At 59.4% G+C, this 16,968-nt stretch carries 15 protein-coding genes; 7 read left to right on the top strand and 8 right to left on the bottom strand.

Annotated features, from left to right (window positions below; genetic code table 11):
* Nucleotides 1–9: 9 nt before the first annotated feature.
* Together AC6I8F_RS10030 and rhaB are read right to left on the bottom strand one after the other, a co-directional pair.
* Nucleotides 10–1,266 (bottom strand): L-rhamnose isomerase, encoded by a 1,257-nt coding sequence (locus AC6I8F_RS10030; protein ID WP_058758522.1) that lies wholly within the window; start codon nt 1,264–1,266, stop codon nt 10–12.
* Nucleotides 1,250–2,731 carry a rhamnulokinase gene (gene rhaB / locus AC6I8F_RS10035; protein ID WP_498027983.1) on the bottom strand — a complete coding sequence of 494 codons (1,482 nt, stop codon included), beginning with the start codon at nt 2,729–2,731 and terminating at the stop codon, nt 1,250–1,252. The genes AC6I8F_RS10030 and rhaB overlap by 17 nt, the downstream gene beginning before the upstream one ends.
* 289 nt (nt 2,732–3,020) lie before the next feature.
* Between rhaB and rhaS the strand changes: the two genes are divergently transcribed.
* Both rhaS and rhaR read left to right on the top strand, forming a co-directional pair.
* Nucleotides 3,021–3,842 carry an HTH-type transcriptional activator RhaS gene (rhaS, locus tag AC6I8F_RS10040; RefSeq protein WP_031279128.1) on the top strand — a complete coding sequence of 274 codons (822 nt, stop codon included), beginning with the start codon at nt 3,021–3,023 and terminating at the stop codon, nt 3,840–3,842.
* A gap of 13 nt (nt 3,843–3,855) precedes the next feature.
* Nucleotides 3,856–4,722 carry an HTH-type transcriptional activator RhaR gene (rhaR, locus tag AC6I8F_RS10045; protein WP_058758520.1) on the top strand — a complete coding sequence of 289 codons (867 nt, stop codon included), beginning with the start codon at nt 3,856–3,858 and terminating at the stop codon, nt 4,720–4,722.
* Nucleotides 4,723–4,763: 41 nt separating this feature from the next.
* On the opposite strand, the gene rhaT is transcribed toward rhaR, so the two are convergent.
* On the bottom strand, nt 4,764–5,798 hold the full coding sequence (gene rhaT, locus AC6I8F_RS10050; RefSeq protein WP_021506088.1) for an L-rhamnose/proton symporter RhaT: 1,035 nt from the start codon (nt 5,796–5,798) through the stop codon (nt 4,764–4,766).
* A 367-nt stretch (nt 5,799–6,165) separates the two neighbouring features.
* Here rhaT and AC6I8F_RS10055 point away from each other — a divergent pair, with 367 nt between their 5' ends.
* From AC6I8F_RS10055 to aldA, 3 genes are all read left to right on the top strand, one after another.
* Entirely contained in the window at nt 6,166–6,489 is a 324-nt protein-coding gene (locus AC6I8F_RS10055; protein ID WP_058769772.1) for a hypothetical protein, read from the top strand.
* A gap of 14 nt (nt 6,490–6,503) precedes the next feature.
* Nucleotides 6,504–6,602 carry a YoaK family small membrane protein gene (locus AC6I8F_RS10060; protein ID WP_021313714.1) on the top strand — a complete coding sequence of 33 codons (99 nt, stop codon included), beginning with the start codon at nt 6,504–6,506 and terminating at the stop codon, nt 6,600–6,602.
* A gap of 159 nt (nt 6,603–6,761) precedes the next feature.
* Nucleotides 6,762–8,198 (top strand): aldehyde dehydrogenase, encoded by a 1,437-nt coding sequence (aldA, locus tag AC6I8F_RS10065; RefSeq protein ID WP_215480298.1) that lies wholly within the window; start codon nt 6,762–6,764, stop codon nt 8,196–8,198.
* 40 nt (nt 8,199–8,238) lie between these two features.
* Here the strand turns inward: aldA and AC6I8F_RS10070 are convergent, their stop codons facing one another.
* Entirely contained in the window at nt 8,239–9,513 is a 1,275-nt protein-coding gene (locus AC6I8F_RS10070; protein WP_215785969.1) for an MFS transporter, read from the bottom strand.
* The gene (locus tag AC6I8F_RS10075) at nt 9,510–10,931 is read right to left on the bottom strand and encodes a M20 family metallopeptidase (RefSeq protein WP_498027984.1); all 1,422 of its coding nucleotides are present in this window, start codon (nt 10,929–10,931) and stop codon (nt 9,510–9,512) included. The genes AC6I8F_RS10070 and AC6I8F_RS10075 overlap by 4 nt, the downstream gene beginning before the upstream one ends.
* 147 nt (nt 10,932–11,078) lie before the next feature.
* Here AC6I8F_RS10075 and AC6I8F_RS10080 point away from each other — a divergent pair, with 147 nt between their 5' ends.
* Nucleotides 11,079–11,993 (top strand): LysR family transcriptional regulator, encoded by a 915-nt coding sequence (locus AC6I8F_RS10080; protein ID WP_021506093.1) that lies wholly within the window; start codon nt 11,079–11,081, stop codon nt 11,991–11,993.
* Here AC6I8F_RS10080 and AC6I8F_RS10085 read toward each other — a convergent pair.
* Nucleotides 11,983–13,578, bottom strand: a complete 1,596-nt coding sequence (locus AC6I8F_RS10085) for an ABC transporter substrate-binding protein (RefSeq protein ID WP_498027985.1) — start codon at nt 13,576–13,578, stop codon at nt 11,983–11,985. The genes AC6I8F_RS10080 and AC6I8F_RS10085 overlap by 11 nt on opposite strands.
* Before the next feature lie 114 nt (nt 13,579–13,692).
* Between AC6I8F_RS10085 and pepT the strand changes: the two genes are divergently transcribed.
* The gene (pepT, locus tag AC6I8F_RS10090; RefSeq protein WP_058780594.1) at nt 13,693–14,919 is read left to right on the top strand and encodes a peptidase T; all 1,227 of its coding nucleotides are present in this window, start codon (nt 13,693–13,695) and stop codon (nt 14,917–14,919) included.
* A gap of 63 nt (nt 14,920–14,982) precedes the next feature.
* Here pepT and AC6I8F_RS10095 read toward each other — a convergent pair whose 3' ends face one another.
* Together AC6I8F_RS10095 and AC6I8F_RS10100 are read right to left on the bottom strand one after the other, a co-directional pair.
* The gene (locus AC6I8F_RS10095) at nt 14,983–15,762 is read right to left on the bottom strand and encodes a transporter substrate-binding domain-containing protein (RefSeq protein WP_021506096.1); all 780 of its coding nucleotides are present in this window, start codon (nt 15,760–15,762) and stop codon (nt 14,983–14,985) included.
* Nucleotides 15,763–15,775: 13 nt separating this feature from the next.
* The gene (locus AC6I8F_RS10100; protein ID WP_059008773.1) at nt 15,776–16,942 is read right to left on the bottom strand and encodes a methionine aminotransferase; all 1,167 of its coding nucleotides are present in this window, start codon (nt 16,940–16,942) and stop codon (nt 15,776–15,778) included.
* Between the last annotated feature and the right edge of the window lie 26 nt (nt 16,943–16,968).

Below are 16,968 nucleotides of genomic sequence, written 5' to 3' on the forward strand. Positions count from 1 at the left end.
ATCGATTCCTTAACGTTGACGCAGCACGTGTTGTTCGTAGTGACGGACTTCGCTTAGCCAGCTGGCATCGGCTGGCACATCGTGGCGCAGGCACCACGCTTCCCATACCGCCTGCCACGGCAGCGACTTCTGCTCTTCAAGCAGCGCCAGACGGGCGGTGAAATCCCCATCACGCTCCCGCTGACGCAGCTGTTCGCCCGGCTCCAGCAGCGCCCGCAACAGGGCTTTTTGGGTATTGCGCGTGCCGATCACCCAGGCGGCAATGCGGTTGATCGAGGCATCGAAGAAGTCGAGACCGATGTGCACCCTGTCGAACAATTTTTGTCGGGCGATCTCACTGGCAATCGCCTGGGTTTCATCATCCAGCAGCACCACGTGATCGCTGTCCCAGCGGACCGGACGGCTGACGTGCAACAGCAGGCGCGGCACAAACAGCATGGCGCTGGAGATTTTGTCGGAGATCACTTCGGTAGGATGGAAGTGGCCGGCATCCAGCGTCAGCGCGGTCTGGCGGCTGGTGGCGTAACCGAGGCAGAACTCACTGGAACCCACGGTGTAACTCTCCGCGCCAATGCCAAACAGTTTGCTTTCTACCGCATCAATGTGGTGCTGCGGATTCAGCGGTTCGCGGATGATCTCATCCAGCGCGCTGGCGAGACGCTGGCGCGGCGCGAGGCGATCGACGGTGAGATCTTTCATGCCGTCCGGCACCCAGATATTCATGACTGACGGCGTGCCCAGCTGCTCGCCAAACCAGGCGGAAATACGGCGGCTGGCGGTGCAGTGGTCGATCCAGAACTGGCGAATGCCCGGATCGGCATGCGACAGCGTAAACCCGTCTGCGCTGAGCGCATGAGAAAAGCAGGTTGGGTTAAAATCCAGCCCCAGCTTTTTGCTTTTCGCCCACTCCAGCCAGTTGCTGAAGTGCTGCGGCTCAATCGCATCACGTTCTACCGGGCGGTCGCTCTCAAGGTAGATGGCATGCAGGTTGAGGCGTTTGGCACCGGGAATCAGCGACATCGCTTTGTCGAGATCGGCACGCAGTTCAACCGCGTTGCGCGCCCGCCCCGGATAGTTGCCGGTCGCCTGAATGCCGCCGGTGAGCGCCCCCTGCGGATTCTCAAACCCACGTACATCGTCGCCCTGCCAGCAGTGCATCGACACCGGAATGGTATCCAGTTGTGCCATCACCTGTTCCACATCCACCCCAATGGCGGCGTAGCGTTGTCTGGCCAGTTCAAAGGCCTGTTCAATCAGCTTTGTCATATGCAAGTTCCTTAGCAGGTAGGCTCAGCGCCGCAAAGCGAGCCTGATGGGCCGCAAAGACGCTGTGATTCAGCGGGATAAATTTTTCTAACGGGAAATTGTGGCGAATGCAGCGGCGTAAATCGGCCACGTCGCGCAACTCACCCAGCGCGATCAGCTGGCAGCCGATGTTGCCCAGCGTCGAGGCTTCCACCGGGCCGGCAAACACCGGCAGCTGGCAGGCATCGGCGCACAGCTGGTTAAGCAGCGGATTCTGGCAGCCGCCACCGACGATATGTAACTGACGCAGCGCAGTGCCGCGCAGGTGGCTAAGCTCCTGCAGCGTCTGCGAATAGAGCAGCGCCAGGCTGTCAAAGATGGTGCGCGCCAGCGCCGCCGGGCTGTGCGGCACGGGCACCGCCTGTTCGGCGCAGGCGTTCTGGATCTCCTGCACCATACTGGCCGGATTAATGAAACGGTGATGATTAGGGTGAATCAGGGCGCGGCAGGCCGGTTCCCGCGCGGCGTCGGCAATCAGCGCAGTGAGATCGCTGATGTGCAGTTCGCTGCACACCCGCTGCAACAGCCACAGACCCATGATGTTTTTCAGCACCCGATAGCCTTCCGCACCGCCTTCATTGGTCAGATTAGCCTGCAGCGCCGCCTCGCTGACACAGGGCTGCAGGCTTTCGATGCCGATCAGCGACCAGGTGCCGGAGCTGAGATAGGCAGCATCGTCCTGCTCCAGCGGCGTGGCCAGCACCGCGCTGGCGGTATCATGGGTGGCGACGGCGATCACCGGAATGCGCTGGCCGCTGGCGTTGCGCCAGTAACCGACGGTGTTACCCGGCGCACGCGGCGTGCCGAACCAGCTGGCGTCTGCGCCCGCCCAGGCCAGCAGCTCACGATCCCATTCGCCGCTGTGAATGTTGAGCAGTTGGGTGGTGGTGGCGTTGGTGTATTCCCAGTTGAGTTCACCGGTCAGGCGATAGTGAAGATAATCCGGAATCATCAGCGCGTGCTTCACCTGCGCCTGCCAGTCCGGTTGCTGCAGATGCAGCGCGCGCAGCTGATACAGCGTGTTGAACGGCAGAAACTGAATGCCGGTGCGCTGATAAAGCGCCGGTTTCCCGAGTTCACGCATCGCCTGGGCCATCAGGCCGTCGGTGCGTTTATCACGGTAGCTGACCGCTTCACCCACCCGCTCGCCGTGCGCGTCCAGCAGCACCAGATCCACGCCCCAGGTATCAATGCCGAGGCTGTCCGGCACAATGCCCTCCTCATCCAGCTGCTGCAGTCCGGCGCGAATCTCCTGTTCCAGCCGGTCCAGGTCCCAGCAGTCATAATCGCCGCGCTGCACGCGCGGGTTGGCGAAACGCCGCACTTCGCGCAGGCTGAGCTGCTGACGGTCAGCCTGCCAGCTGGCCAGCATGACGCGGCCACTGGATGCGCCTAAATCGATGGCAACAATATTACGCAGACTCATGGCGAGTACTCCCTGTGAAGACATGGCGACAGAGTAAAAATCCTGCGCCGCAGACACCTTCCCGCGAGTGCCAGCGGGTCATCACCGCTGGCAGGTTTGCAAAGGTGTTCGTGAGTGAGCTCACAGAACCGCATAACGGCAGAGTTGTGAGCCTTGCCGCAATTCCATCAATCACTTAGGCGATCTTGAATAATTGGCGATTTTCCTGCGCTGCCCGGTGCAAAATTCAAGGTAAGGTGGCAGGCGGCTGCGTAGACTCGGTTACGGTTTTGTTAACTGAGGGCGCATGATGACGGTATTACACAGTGCTGATTTCTTTCCGGCCGGCGATTACACGATAGCCATTGAACCGCGTGTACCGCAGTCGGCGTTTCCGGAGCATCACCATGATTTTCATGAAATTGTGCTGGTGGAACAGGGCTCGGGCATCCACGTATTCAATGGTCAGCCGCAGGCGCTCAGCGCCGGCTGCGTCTGTTTTGTGCGCGATCACGATCGCCATCTGTACGAGCAAACCGACAATCTGTGCCTGACGAATGTGTTGTATCGCAGTCCGGCGGCGTTCCGCTTTCTGTCCGGTCTGCAGGCGCTGCTGCCGCGCGAACAGGACGGCCAGTATGTTTCACACTGGCGGATCAACCATAAAGTGATGGCGCAGGCGCTGCAGCTGGTGACGCAGATGAAGCAGCCGGACAGCTGGTCGCTGGAACGTCAGGCGCAGCAGGAACAGCACTTTTTGCAGCTGCTGGTGCTGCTGCGCGAGGCGGCGCACAACGATCAGGCGCAGGACCAGGATGCCCGCCTGCACCGCTTGCTGGACTGGCTGAATGCGCACTACAGTGAGGAGATTGCGTGGGAAGCGCTGGCCGATCGCTTCTGTTTGTCGCTGCGTACCCTGCATCGCCAGATGAAGCAGCAGACCGGCAGCACGCCGCAGCGCTATCTCAATCGGCTGCGTTTATTGCAGGCGCGGCACCTGTTGCGCCACAGCGAGATGCGCATCACGGACATCGCCTATCAGTGTGGGTTTGGTGACAGTAATCACTTCTCCACCCTGTTCCGGCGGGAATTTGGCTGCGCGCCGCGCATGGCGCGCCAGCAGATGGGGTAACCGGAGGGCTGACATGCCGCTGTTACTGACGCGCGAGGATTACTTCCCGGCCAGCAATTTGCCTATTGCCGTGGCAGAACGCATGCCGCAGCCCTCTTTCCCACCGCACCGGCATGAGTTCAGCGAGATCGTGATTGTCTGGCGCGGTAATGGCCTGCATATCCTCAACGATCGGCCGTGGCTGATCACCTGTGGCGATGTGTTTTACATTCGCGACAGTGATTGCCACAGCTTTGATAGCGTCAACGATCTGGCGCTCGACAATATTCTCTACTGCCGCGATCGCTTCAGCCTGGCGCTCGACTGGCAGCAGCTGCTGCCGCCACAGGATGAAGAGACACCCGCCAGCTGGCGTCTGACCACGCGCGGCATGGCGCTGGCGCGCGGCGTCATCAGCCAGCTGGAGCGCGAAAGTCGCAAAAGTGATTCGCTATCGATTCAGCTGTCGGAAGCGCTGTTTTTGCAGCTGGCACTGATATTGCGCCGTCACGGCTACGCCGCCGATCGCCCGTGGGTGCTGCCGGAGGGCGAACAGCTCGATCTGCTGATGTCGGCGCTGCTCGGCGATATCAGCCGCCCCTTCGATCTGCCCCATTTCTGCCAGCAAAATCAGCTCAGCGAACGGTCGCTGAAACAGCTGTTCCGTCAGCAAACCGGCATGACCATCGGCCACTACCTGCGTCAGCTGCAGCTGTGTCAGGCAAAATATCTGTTGCGCACGCAGGCATGTCTGATTAGCGAAGTGGCGGCACGCTGCGGGTTTGATGACAGCAACTACTTTTCCGTGGTGTTTACGCGCGAAACCGGGTTAACACCCAGCGCGTGGCGTCAGCGTTTTTTGTCGCCGCGCGAACCGATGGCAGACAAAGAAAAAGCCTGACGCGCGCAGAGACGCGTCAGGCGGTGTGATGTTAAGCGCGGTCAGGCGGCCATACCGAGACCGACAATGTTTGCCGCGATAATGATCACCACGCAGCCAATCGATAACACGCTCACCGGTCGACGCCCCACCGATTTCCACTCCTTCAGCACCAGTCCTACCAGGCCGCCGCACAGCACGTACAGGCTCATGTGCAGCATCCAGCTTACGAAGTCGTACTGCGGAGGAATTTTTGCGTGGCCCCAGGCATAAAAGAAGAACTGCAGATACCACATGGTTCCCCCCAGCACGGCGAAGGCGATGTTGGCGATCAGCAGCGGTTTTGCCACGGAAAAGTCGCGGCGCAGCGAAAGCTCCGGCTTCACCGCCAGGCGGATAAAGCAGTACGCGAGGTTGATCAGCGCGCCACCGCCCATGATCACCACGTAACTCGGCAATGCCACATACAGCGGATTGATGCCCAGACTGGCAGCGGCTTCATGCATCGGCTTCGCCGCATCCATGGCAAATGACATGCCAGCCGAGAAGATGCCGCACAGCACCGCCAGCACCAGGCCTTTCTTCAGGTTGAAATCTTCGGCGTTAATCCCCAGCGCCCGTTCCTTTAGCAGCCCGGCGCGCGACACAATCGCCACACCCAGCAGCGCAACCAGTACGCCCAGCAGCGTCATCCGGCCGCCGGCGGAGCTGAACAGTTCAACGAATCGGCCCTGCAACAGCGGCGTCATCAGCGTCCCCACCACCAGCGTAATGCCAATGGCGATGCCAATCCCCATCGACATCCCCAGATAGCGCATGGTGAGGCCATAGTTGATGTTGCCGATGCCCCACATGGCACCGAACAGAAACACCGGCAGCAGCTGCGATAAACTGAAACTGCTGTAGTACGCCCAGAAGTTCGGTAACAGCGCAGCACTGACTGCCCAGGGCAGAATCAGCCACGACATCACGCCGCCGACCGACCACATGGTTTCCCATGACCATTTTTTAACCTGTTTAAACGGAGCATAAAAACAGGCGGCGCTGGCGGCACCCACCAGATGCCAGAAGATACCTGCAAGAATGGCACTGTTCATTGTTATTCCTTCGTAAGGTTGAGGCCAGACGGAAACACCTGCGGTTTCCGATTAGTGGCAGTCTATGGCGCACTGCGTGGACTCAGCCTTTGGATGGTTGCCGTAAAGCCAGGCTGACTGGCAAAATCGGGGGGATATGCAACATAAGGATCACAAATTCGCATTTGCCGCTGTTATGCCGGATAAGTTCTTTAAGTTGCTTATTATTCGGCATATTTTTGATTTATGTTGTGTTGATCGGCACAGTTTTTCCTCTGTTGCCAGCGCGCCGCTTAACATGGCACTCACACAAAGCTGCGCGAAGCACTTCCCCCGACGAGGTTAAATCCGTATAACGTGGGAAAAATCATCGGAACCAGGGATTGAGATGAAGAGCAAACGGTTAACGCTGGTGCTGTCGCAGGCGGTGAGCCGCGTGATGCTGGATGACATCCGCGCCATCGTGCCGCCCGAGGCGCTGAATGTGTTCATTAATGGCTTAGATAGCTGCCACTACGCCACGCTGGACTGCGTACAGAGCGAAGAGAACTGCGCGCTGCTGGCGTCAGCCATTGTGGTGTGGCGTCAGCTCGGCCATGTGCATCAGATTCAGTATCAGAAAGGCGAACATCTGCGTCAGGTCGATGACGCGACACAATTTCAGCTATTCAGTATGATGAAAACCCACCGCGCGCTAATCCAGCTCGCCTAACGCTCAGGATGCATATGAAAATCGGTCTGCTGTTCCCCATCGCCATTATCGTTGCCGGTGTCAGTTTTCTGGTCTGGTTTATTGCCAGCGGCGCCATGATGCCCGGTTCCTGAAACGGTCCACTGACGCAGAATGCTGCGTCGGTCGCGTGATTCTTGCCGCTATTGCCAGCGCCCTGCCGGTGCTGGCAGTGATAAAAAGGTCGCCAGCGTTCATCTGCTTCACTCTTCCTTCACATCAGTTTAACAAAACCGAGCGTGGAGCCCCTGCACATGACCCTTCATCATCAACACTATATTAATGGCGCGTTTGTCGAGGCGCATAACGATAGCTGGATTGAAGTGATTAACCCGGCGACGGAGACCCTGCTGTCACGCGTGCCCCAGGGCAGCAAACAGCAGGCGGCGGCAGCCATTGCCGCCGCAGAAGCCGCTCAGCCCGGCTGGGAAGCGTTACCGGCGGTGACGCGCGGCGGCTGGCTGCACCGCATCGCCACGGCAATTCGCCAGCGCGAGCCTGAGCTGAGCGCCACCCTCGTCGCGGAGGGCGGCAAAACCCAGGCGCTGGCGCAAACCGAAGTGCTGTTTACCGCTGACTACCTCGACTACATGGCGGAATGGGCGCGACGCTACGAAGGGGAAATCGTCAACAGCGATCGCCCAAACGAAAACATCTTTGTGTTTAAGAAAGCGATTGGTGTGACCACCGGTATTCTGCCGTGGAATTTTCCCTTCTTCCTGATTGCGCGCAAAGCGGCACCGGCGCTGATCACCGGCAACACTATCGTGCTGAAGCCGAGTGAGATCACCCCGAACAACGCAGCCCTGTTCGCCGCCATTATCGACGACATCGGCCTGCCGCCCGGGGTAATTAACATCGTTTACGGCTATGGCCCGGAGGTGGGACAGGAACTGGCCGCCAATCCTAAAGTCGGGTTAGTGAGCCTGACCGGCAGCGTCAACGCCGGCATCGCCACCATGGCCGCCGCAGCGCCGAATGTGACCAAAGTGTCGCTGGAGTTGGGCGGTAAAGCACCGGCAATTGTCATGGACGACGCCGACCTCGATCTGGCCGTCAGGGCTATCGTCAGTTCGCGCATTATTAACAGCGGTCAGGTGTGTAACTGCGCCGAGCGCGTGTATGTGCAAGACGGCATTTACGATCGCTTTATCAGCGCCCTGACCGGGGCGATGCAGCAGGTGAAATTTGGCGATCCGGCGCAGCAGGCCGATGTGGATATGGGGCCGCTGATTAGCGCAGCCGCGTGCGACCGCGTCGGGCAAAAGGTCGCCAGCGCCGTTGCGCAGGGCGGCAAGGTGGTGCTGGGCGGCAAACGCGCCGGTGAACGCGGCTTTTATTTTGAACCGACCATCATCACCGGGGTACGTCAGGAGATGGCGATCATGCGTGAGGAAATTTTTGGCCCGGTGCTGCCGGTGATGCGCTTTAACACGCTGGATGAAGCCATCGCGCTGGCTAACGACTGCGACTATGGCCTGACCTCATCGCTGTATACCCGCGATCTGAACACCGCGATGATCGCGCTGCGCCGGCTGAAATTCGGTGAAACCTACATTAACCGCGAAAATTTTGAAGCGATGCAGGGATTCCATGCCGGCTGGCGCAAATCCGGCATCGGCGGTGCCGATGGCCGCCACGGGCTGGAGGAGTATCTGCAAACGCACGTCGCCTATCTGCAGTTTGCCTGATGCGTAAACACCGGTGCGCAGCGCGCGCACCGGTTGCCACTTAGCGTATCCGTTTCTGACTGCGCAGCAGCGCTACCCCGCTAAAGAGCGACATCGCCATCAGGTAGTAGCCCGGCGCCAGACTGGTGCCGGTGGCACTGATCAGCAGCGTGCAAATCAGCGGCGCAAAACCACCAAATACCGTAACCGCAATGTTATAGCTGATGGCCATGCCGCTGGCGCGCGTACCAATCGGGAACAGATCCGCCATCACCGAGGGTACGGTAGAAAAATAGATCGATTTCAGCAGCGCCATCCAGCATACCAGCACAATCAGCGTGGTCGGCGTGGTGTGATTGACCACCAGCCGAAAGGCCGGATAGATGGTGACCATCAGCAGTATGAGCGAGCCCCACATCAGCGGCAGGCGGCCAATGCGTTCCGCCCACAATCCCATCAGCGGCGTCACCACCGTCAGAATCACCCCGGCCAGCAGCGTGGCAGTAAAGGCCACCGAGCCCGGCAGATGCAGGTTTTTGGTTGCGTAGGTCGGCACGTAGTTGAGCATGTAGTTGACCGCCGTGGAGATCACCATCAGGCCAATCGCCAGCAGCATCAGCGCTTTTTGCCGGCCAAACAGCCGTTTGAGCGGGGCCGCTTCCGGCGTCTGCGCGGCAAAGCTGGCGGGCTCGTGCACGTGACGGCGGATATACAGCCCGAGCGGGCCAATCAGCAGGCCGAAGGCAAACGGAATACGCCAGCCCCACGCCTGAATCTGGCCTTCGCTCAGGATCTGCGTCAGACCGAGACCAAACGCCGAGGCCATCAGCGTGCTGGCGCCCTGAGTGGCGAACTGCCAGCTGGCGATAAAGGCTTTGCGCTCGGGAAAATGCTCGACCAGAAACGCCGTAGAGCTGCCAAATTCGCCACCGGCAGAGAAGCCCTGCACCAGGCGCGCCAGCAGGATCAGCAGCGGTGCGAGCAGGCCGATGCTGTCGTAGCCCGGCATAAAAGTAATGATGGCTCCGCCAAGCATCATCAGATTGATTGAGAGCAGCAGCGCTTTTTTACGCCCGTGGCGATCGGCATAGTTGCCCAGCACCACCGCGCCCAGCGGGCGAATCAGAAAGGAGACGCCGAAACTGCCAAAGGTCAGCAGCAGCGAGACCGACGCATCGCTGGTGGGAAAGAAGGCGTGGGCGATATAGCTGGCGAAAAAGCCATATACCGCAATGTCGAACCACTCCAGCGCATTACCGATGCAGGTCGCAAACAGCGTTTTATGCAGGTTAGGCTTCACACCGCTCAGCGGTGCGCTATGGCTGAGGCTGCTCATGCGCCACCTCCCGCATAAGCGCGGTGTTGCGCCAGCCATTCCGTGCCCTGCTCGCCCAGCTCCCACAGCAGCTGCGTCATGATCTGCAGCCCTTCGCGGGCAATCGATTTCAGCATGTGCTCATTCACGCCATGCTGACCGCAGGCGGGATACGAATGCGGCACCCACAGCGTTGGCAGGCCCAGAATCTCCGCGAACACCTCATTCGGCAGCGATCCCCCAAGGTTGGGCAGCAGCGCCGGTTTTTTGCCGCTGGTTGCCGCCATGCTGTTCAGCACCCAGTGCACCAGCGGATCGTCAGGATCGAGACGCGTGGCGGGTGAACCGCGCAAAAATTCAACCTCAACATCATGGAAGCCGTGCTGCGCCAGATGCGCGCTGACGTGCTGCGCCAGCCGCTGCCAGTCGGTACCGACCACAAAACGCAGCTGGCACACCGCCGTCGCGCTGCCGGGAATGGCATTCATCGGGCGCGCCGGATTACCGGTGAGAAACGACAGCACTTCCAGCGTGTTCCAGCCGTACAGGCGTTCGGCAGGCGTCAGGCCTGGCTCGCCCCAGTTGGTGTCAATCGCGGGATCGCCTGGCATGCCACCCACCTCGATATCGCTGAGAATGGCGCGCACCTGCGGTGTTAACGAATCAGGCCGCAGCGCCTCAACCTGCAGCACGCCCTGCGCGTCCACCAGCGTGGCGATGGCGCTGGCCAGTCGGGTGCCGGGATTGCTCAGCAGTCCGCCCCAGTTGCCGGAGTGATAAGCATTGTCACGCGCGTTGATGGTCAGGCGGAAATTTACCGCACCGCGCGAACCGAGGAACAGCGTCGGCCGCACGGCGTTGAGCCGCGGACCGTCTGAGGCAATGAACAGGTCAGCCTGCAACAGTTCCGCCTGCTGCTGACACAGCTGCGCCAGCCCCGGCGAGCTGATCTCTTCGCCCATCTCAAACAGCCATTTGCAGTTAAAGCCGAGACGGCCGCCGCGCGCCTGGTAAACCTGCTCCAGCGCCGCAAGATTGACGCAGTGCTGACCTTTGTTGTCGGCGCTGCCACGCCCGTACCAGCGATCACCCTCTTCGGTCAGCTGCCACGGCGAGAGCCCGCTGCGCCAGTTTTCGTCATCGCCGAATACCACATCACCGTGCCCGTAGCTCAGCAAGGTCGGTAAGGCGGGATCTTCCATGCGCACCGCCACGAGGAATGGCCGGCCGGCGGCGTGTGGGTTATCGATGAGCTGTAGCGTGAAGCCCAGCGCCTGCAGTTGCGGTGCAATCTCCTGCTGCAAATAGTCCTGTAACGCCGCATCGCGATCGTCGCGCTGGCTCTCGGTCTGCCACGCCACGCGGCGCGCCAGGATACGTTGAAATTCCCCGCTGTCGAAATATGCGGTGGCCTGCTGAACCGCCTGTTGTGCTGTCATGTTTGCCCTGCCTGTTATAGGTCTGCTGTTTTTTCATCTTTGCGGAAAGGCAGCTTTGCCACAATTATCAATTTATCGAGTAAGATTTGCCTTTAAAGCAAAGCTGCGTTGCCCGATTTCGAGGCAGGCACAGACGGAGGCCATGGCATGTTAAGCACGGAAATGCGTTATTTTCTCGCGGTAGCCGATTGCGGTTCGCTCAGCGCGGCCAGCGCCCAGCTGTTTGTGGCGGTCTCTGCCATCAGCCGTCAAATTCAGCGGCTGGAGCAGCAGCTGGGCGTGACGCTGTTTGCCCGTCATGCGCGCGGGATGGTGCTGACCGAGGCCGGCGAGATTTTTGCCCATCACGTGCGTAAAAATCTGCTGGATATGGAGTATGCGCTGGCGGAGATTAAAGGCCTGAAGGCGGTGCGGCGCACGCTGATTCGTGTCGCCTGCACCGACGGGCTGGCGTTTACCCTGCTGCCCCGGCTGATTGCCGCCTTTCGCCGCGATCATCCCGGCGTGCTGTTTGACGTCCGGGTGGCGAGCGCACAGGGCGTGGCTGAACTGTTGCGCAGCGGCGAGTGCGATGTGGCATTGCAATTCAGCCTGCACGCGGAACGTGCGGTTGAGGTGGTGGGCTCATGGCCGGCGCCGGTGCTGCTGGTGATGCATGACAGCCATCCGCTGGCGGGCGTGCCGCAGGTGGCGCTGGCCGATCTCAGCCACTATCCGCTGGCACTACCGCAGCAAAACACCACGGTACGCCAGCTGTTTGAGCTGGCCAGCCACATGAGTGGCCACCTGATTGAACCGGTGCTGACCTGCGACAATTTCTCCACCCTGTTCCATTTTTTACTGCGCACGCCGCTGGCGGTGACCATTTGCAGCAGTTTTACCCTGGCGGAAGAGGCCCAGCAGCAGGGTCTGGTGATGCGCGCGGTCAATATCGATCAGCTAAGCCAGCGTACGCTGCAGCTGCAGACGCAGTCAGGGCGACCCCGCAGCGCCGCCCTGACTCTGTTTCTGACCTTTCTGCAACAGCAGCTCAGCGCGCTGTCCGCTGCGATTAAGGCGTGATATCCACCGGATAGAAGATGTGCTTGCCGAACGGATCCACCTGGTAGCCGCTGACCGATTTACGCACCGGCTCGAAAATCGTTGAGTGCGCAATCATGACTGCCGGCATCTGGTCATGCATCATCTGCTGCGCCTCGCGGTACAGCGCCACGCGCTTGTCGTGATTTTGCTCGGCGCGCGCCTGGGTGATGATTTTCTCAAACGGCGCATAGCACCATTTGGACGAGTTGGAGCCGCCGTTCGCCGAGGTGCAGCTGTACAATGGCCCGAAGAAGTTATCCGGATCGCCTGTGGCGGTGGTCCAGCCCATCAGCGCTGCCTGATGCTCGCCGCCCTTGACGCGCTTCAGGTATTCGCCCCACTCATAGCTGACGATGTTGGCTTTGATGCCCACTTTTGCCCAGTCGGCCTGAATCATCTCAGCCATGCGGCGGGCGTTGGGGTTATACGGCCGCTGGACCGGCATCGCCCACAGCGAAATTTCGGTGCCCGGCTGAATGCCGGCCTGCTGCAGCAGCGCTTTGGCCTGTTGCGGATCGTAGGCGTAATCCTGCAGATCTTTATCAGCACTCCACACATCCGGCGGCAGAATATTCTTCGCCACCGTGCCGGTACCTTTGAAGATGGCATCAATGATCGCCTGCTTATTGATGGCCATCGCCAGCGCCTGGCGCACTTTCACGTTATCCAGCGGGGCTTTGGTGGTGTTGAACGACAGGAAACCGGTGTTGAGGCCAGATTTCTGTTCCAGCGTGATGTTCGGGTTGTGGCGCATGTTGTCGAGATCGGCCGGATTAGGGAACGGCATCACCTGGCACTCGTTTTTCTCCAGTTTGGCATAGCGCACCGAGGCGTCCGGGGTGATGGAAAACACCAGCCGATCGATTTTAGCCTTGCCCTGCCAGTACTGCGGGAAGGCTTTGTAGAGAATGCGGGAATCTTTTTGATACTGCACCAGCTCAAACGGTCCGGTGCCAATCGGCTGCATGTCCACTTTTTCCGGCGTACCGGCTTTCAGCATCTGGTCGGCATATTCCGCCGAGTGAATCGAGGCGAAATACCACGCCAGATCGGCGAGAAACGGCGCTTCGGCATGGGCCAGCGTAATCCGCACTGTCAGATCATCCACCTTATCGATACGGGTGATCAGTTTTGCCAGCTCGAGGCTTTCAAAGTTGGCATAGTTACCGCCCGAAACGGTGTGATACGGGTTTTTCGTATCGAGCTGGCGCATAAACGAGAAGATCACGTCGTCAGCGTTGAGATCGCGCGACGGCGTAAACTGTTTATTGCTCTGGAAATTAACCCCTTTGCGCAGATGGAAGGTATACACCTTGCCGTCCGGGCTGATCTCCCAGCGCTCCGCCAGGCTGGGCACCAGCTCGGTGGTGCCCGGTTTGAAATCCACCAGGCGGTTAAAAATCGGCACGGCGCTGGCGTCCACGCTGGTACCGGAGGTGTAGAGCTGCGGGTTGAAGTTCTCCGGCGAGCCTTCAGAACAGTAAACCAGCGTCTTCGCCGAGACGCCGCCTGCAACCGCTAACCCCAGTGCGCTAAGCGCCAGTTTTCCTATCATCTTTTTCATCGTCTTCTCGCTTTTTATTGACTTCCATGAGCCAGCATCGGTATTTATTTCATAAATAACATGATTTAGCCGTCTGGCGTATCTCCAGTGGCGCAAAGCTAATAAGGAATTGTGATGACAGACCAACTTGCCCGTCAGCTGACCCAGCGTTTTTACCGTTATCTGGCGGTCTCCAGCCAGAGCGATGCCAAATCCAGCACGCTGCCCAGTACGCCGTCGCAACACGCCATGGCGGAACTGCTGGCGCAGGAGCTGCGCGATCTCGGTCTGCAGGATGTGGTGATTGATCAGCATGCCACCGTGACCGCCGTGAAACCGGGCAACCGGCCTGGCGCGCCGCGCGTAGGCTTTATCACCCATATTGATACCGTGGATGTCGGGCTATCCCCGGATATCCATCCGCAAACCCTGCGCTTTGAGGGCGCGGATCTGTGTCTGAATGCGCAGCAGGACATCTGGCTGCGGGTGGCGGAGCATCCGGAAATCCTGCCGTATGTCGGTCAGGAGATTGTGTTCAGCGACGGCACCAGCGTGCTGGGGGCCGACAACAAAGCGGCAGTCAGCGTGGTGATGACGCTGGTGGAGAACCTGCGTGGCGAGCACGGTGATGTGGTGGTGGCGTTTGTGCCGGATGAAGAGATCGGCCTGCGCGGCGCCAAGGCGCTGGACCTGGAGACGCGCTTTAACGTCGATTTCGCCTGGACCATTGACTGCTGCGAGCTGGGCGAAGTGGTGTATGAGTGCTTCAACGGCGCCTCCGCTGAAATTACCTTCACCGGCGTGCCGGCGCATCCCATGTCGGGCAAAGGCGTGCTGGTGAATCCCCTGCTGATGGCGCACGACTTCATCGCCCGCTTCGACCGGCTTGCCACGCCCGAGCATACCGCCGGGCGCGAAGGCTATATCTGGTTCAATGATATGCAGGCCAATGCCAGCCAGGCGGTATTGAAAGCGTCGATTCGCGATTTCGATTTAAAGGGTTTTGATGCGAAGAAGCAGCAGCTGGTGGAAGTCGCCGATCAGATCGCCGCGCACTATCCGACTGGTCACGTCGCGCTGAAGATCAATGATATCTATAGCAACATCAGTAACGCGATAGGTGAGGACCGGCGGGCAATCGATCTGATTTTTGCTGCGCTGCAGCAGGTGGGCGTGGAACCTAAAGTGATTCCGATGCGCGGCGGCACCGATGGGTCTGCGCTGTCGGCCAAAGGGTTACTGACGCCGAATTTCTTCACCGGCGCGCACAATTTCCATTCGCGTTTTGAATTCCTGCCGATCCCGTCATTTGTGAAGTCGTATCAGGTGGCGGAAGCGCTGTGTTATCTGGCAGCCCGATAAGCGCGGTTGCAGAGAAATGTTGAGACAGCCTGACCGGCGATTGCCGATCAGGCTGACACCCGCTTACTTGCTGACGCTGACGTCAATGCCCGGGAAGAATTTCGCCGCCAGTTTAGTCACGGTGCCGTCGGCCTGGACTTTGGCGATGGCCGCATCCAGTTCCCCTTTCAGCTTGCTATCGCCTTTGCGCAGACCGAAACCAATGCCGGAACCGAGAATGGTGTCGTCTTCCACCGGCTTACCGGCGAAGGCGAAACCTTTGCCCTGCGGCTTATCGAGGAAACCAGACTGACCGGCGGCGGACATCACCAGCGTACCGTCAAGACGGCCAGCGACCATGTCGTTGTACACCTGGTTCTGATCCTGATACGACGTCACCGTCACGCCCTGGGATTCCCAGTGCTTTTTAGCGTAGGTTTCCTGAATCGAGCCCTGCAGCACGCCGATATTTTTTCCTTTCAGCGACGCCGCCGTCGGCTCGAGTTTCTCGCCCTGCTTCACAATCAGCATGGTAGGAATGCGGTAGATCGGGTTGGTGAAGTCGATACTTTTCGCCCGCGCCTCGGTGATGTTCATCGCCGAGTTAATCGCATCGAATTTTTTCGCCTGCAGCGCCGGGATCAGCGCATCAAAGCTGCTCTCAACCCATTTGCAGTCAAAATGGCCGACCTGGCAGATGGCTTTGCCCAGTTCGATGTCAAAACCCTCCAGCTCGCCCTGCGCGTTGCGGCTTTCAAATGGCGGATATTGCGACTCCAGACCGTAGCGCAGGCTCTCCTGCGCCAGCGCCTGCACGGAGGTGATCATGCCCAGTGCGATAAACAGTGCGTTCAGTTTTTTCATTATTTTCCCCTAATTACCCTTTAACCCGGCACAGCGCCTGCGCGCCGGCTTCGAGCGTTGCGTCGTCTTTAGCAAAAGAAAGGCGGATTAATTTATTGTCAGTGCCATCCATATAAAACGCCGACAGCGGAATGGTAGCCACACCGTGATCGACAATGAGACGTTTTACCATTTCACTGTCGCTTTCGTCACTGAAATGTCCGTAGCTGGCCAACATAAAGAACGAACCGGCGCTCGGTAACAGCCTGAACGGTGAATCCTGCAGCAGCGTCTGCAGCCGATCGCGCTTCGCCTGATAAAACGACGACAGCTGCAGATAGTTTTGCGGGTTCTGCAGATACTGCGCGAAGCCAACCTGCATGGGCGTATCGGCGGCGTACATCATGAACTGATGCACCTTGACGATCTCCGCCATCAGCGCAGCAGGCGCCAGCGCATAGCCGACGCGCCAGCCGGTGACGTGGAAGGTTTTACCGAAGGAGGACACCACCACGCTGCGCTGTGCCAGTTCCGCGTGCGTGGCCATGCCGCAGTGCGTCTGGCCGTCAAACACGATGTGTTCGTAGACTTCATCAGACAACACCACGATGTCGGTATTACGCGTCAGGGCCGCCAGCTGGTCGAGATCGGCGGCATTCAGTACCTGTCCGCTCGGGTTATGTGGCGTATTGATGATAATCATGCGCGTACGCGGCGTGATCGCGGCACGCAGTTCGTCCCAGTCAATCGCAAAATCCGGCACCTGCAGCTTGAGGCCGATCGGCGTCGCGCCCTGTAACCGCACCACCGGCGCGTAGCTGTCAAAGGCTGGCTCAAAGAAGATCACTTCATCACCCGGATGCACCAGCGCCGAAATCGCCATGTAGATGCCCTGACTGGCACTGCCGGTGATCAGGACTTCGCTGGCGGCATCGTACTGCTGGCCATACAGGCGGTGCACCTTCTCCGCCAGCGCTTCACGCAGCGCCGGTAAACCGGTCATGGCGGCGTACTGATTATGGCCGTCGCGCATCGCCTGGCTGACCAGCTCAACCAGCTGCGGGTCACACGGGAAATTGGGTGCGCCCTGAGAGAGATTAACGGCCTGGTGCTGTGCGGACAGCTGGCCGATCACGCTAAAAATGGTGGTGCCGACGTCCGGCTGTTTGGAGGAGAGCTTCACGCTGCTGTTCAGGGTCATCATTGCTCCACAGGTTGCATAACCAC

Source organism: gamma proteobacterium symbiont of Axiagastus rosmarus, assembly GCF_059730925.1.

What these genes read in the sequence shown, in the direction of transcription:
- AC6I8F_RS10030 (WP_058758522.1), bottom strand. Translation starts at nt 1,266, where the DNA reads ATGACAAAGCTGATTGAACAGGCCTTTGAACTGGCCAGACAACGCTAC.
- rhaB (WP_498027983.1), bottom strand. Translation starts at nt 2,731, where the DNA reads ATGAGTCTGCGTAATATTGTTGCCATCGATTTAGGCGCATCCAGTGGC.
- rhaS (WP_031279128.1), top strand. Translation starts at nt 3,021, where the DNA reads ATGACGGTATTACACAGTGCTGATTTCTTTCCGGCCGGCGATTACACG.
- rhaR (WP_058758520.1), top strand. Translation starts at nt 3,856, where the DNA reads ATGCCGCTGTTACTGACGCGCGAGGATTACTTCCCGGCCAGCAATTTG.
- rhaT (WP_021506088.1), bottom strand. Translation starts at nt 5,798, where the DNA reads ATGAACAGTGCCATTCTTGCAGGTATCTTCTGGCATCTGGTGGGTGCC.
- AC6I8F_RS10055 (WP_058769772.1), top strand. Translation starts at nt 6,166, where the DNA reads ATGAAGAGCAAACGGTTAACGCTGGTGCTGTCGCAGGCGGTGAGCCGC.
- AC6I8F_RS10060 (WP_021313714.1), top strand. Translation starts at nt 6,504, where the DNA reads ATGAAAATCGGTCTGCTGTTCCCCATCGCCATTATCGTTGCCGGTGTC.
- aldA (WP_215480298.1), top strand. Translation starts at nt 6,762, where the DNA reads ATGACCCTTCATCATCAACACTATATTAATGGCGCGTTTGTCGAGGCG.
- AC6I8F_RS10070 (WP_215785969.1), bottom strand. Translation starts at nt 9,513, where the DNA reads ATGAGCAGCCTCAGCCATAGCGCACCGCTGAGCGGTGTGAAGCCTAAC.
- AC6I8F_RS10075 (WP_498027984.1), bottom strand. Translation starts at nt 10,931, where the DNA reads ATGACAGCACAACAGGCGGTTCAGCAGGCCACCGCATATTTCGACAGC.
- AC6I8F_RS10080 (WP_021506093.1), top strand. Translation starts at nt 11,079, where the DNA reads ATGTTAAGCACGGAAATGCGTTATTTTCTCGCGGTAGCCGATTGCGGT.
- AC6I8F_RS10085 (WP_498027985.1), bottom strand. Translation starts at nt 13,578, where the DNA reads ATGAAAAAGATGATAGGAAAACTGGCGCTTAGCGCACTGGGGTTAGCG.
- pepT (WP_058780594.1), top strand. Translation starts at nt 13,693, where the DNA reads ATGACAGACCAACTTGCCCGTCAGCTGACCCAGCGTTTTTACCGTTAT.
- AC6I8F_RS10095 (WP_021506096.1), bottom strand. Translation starts at nt 15,762, where the DNA reads ATGAAAAAACTGAACGCACTGTTTATCGCACTGGGCATGATCACCTCC.
- AC6I8F_RS10100 (WP_059008773.1), bottom strand. Translation starts at nt 16,942, where the DNA reads ATGACCCTGAACAGCAGCGTGAAGCTCTCCTCCAAACAGCCGGACGTC.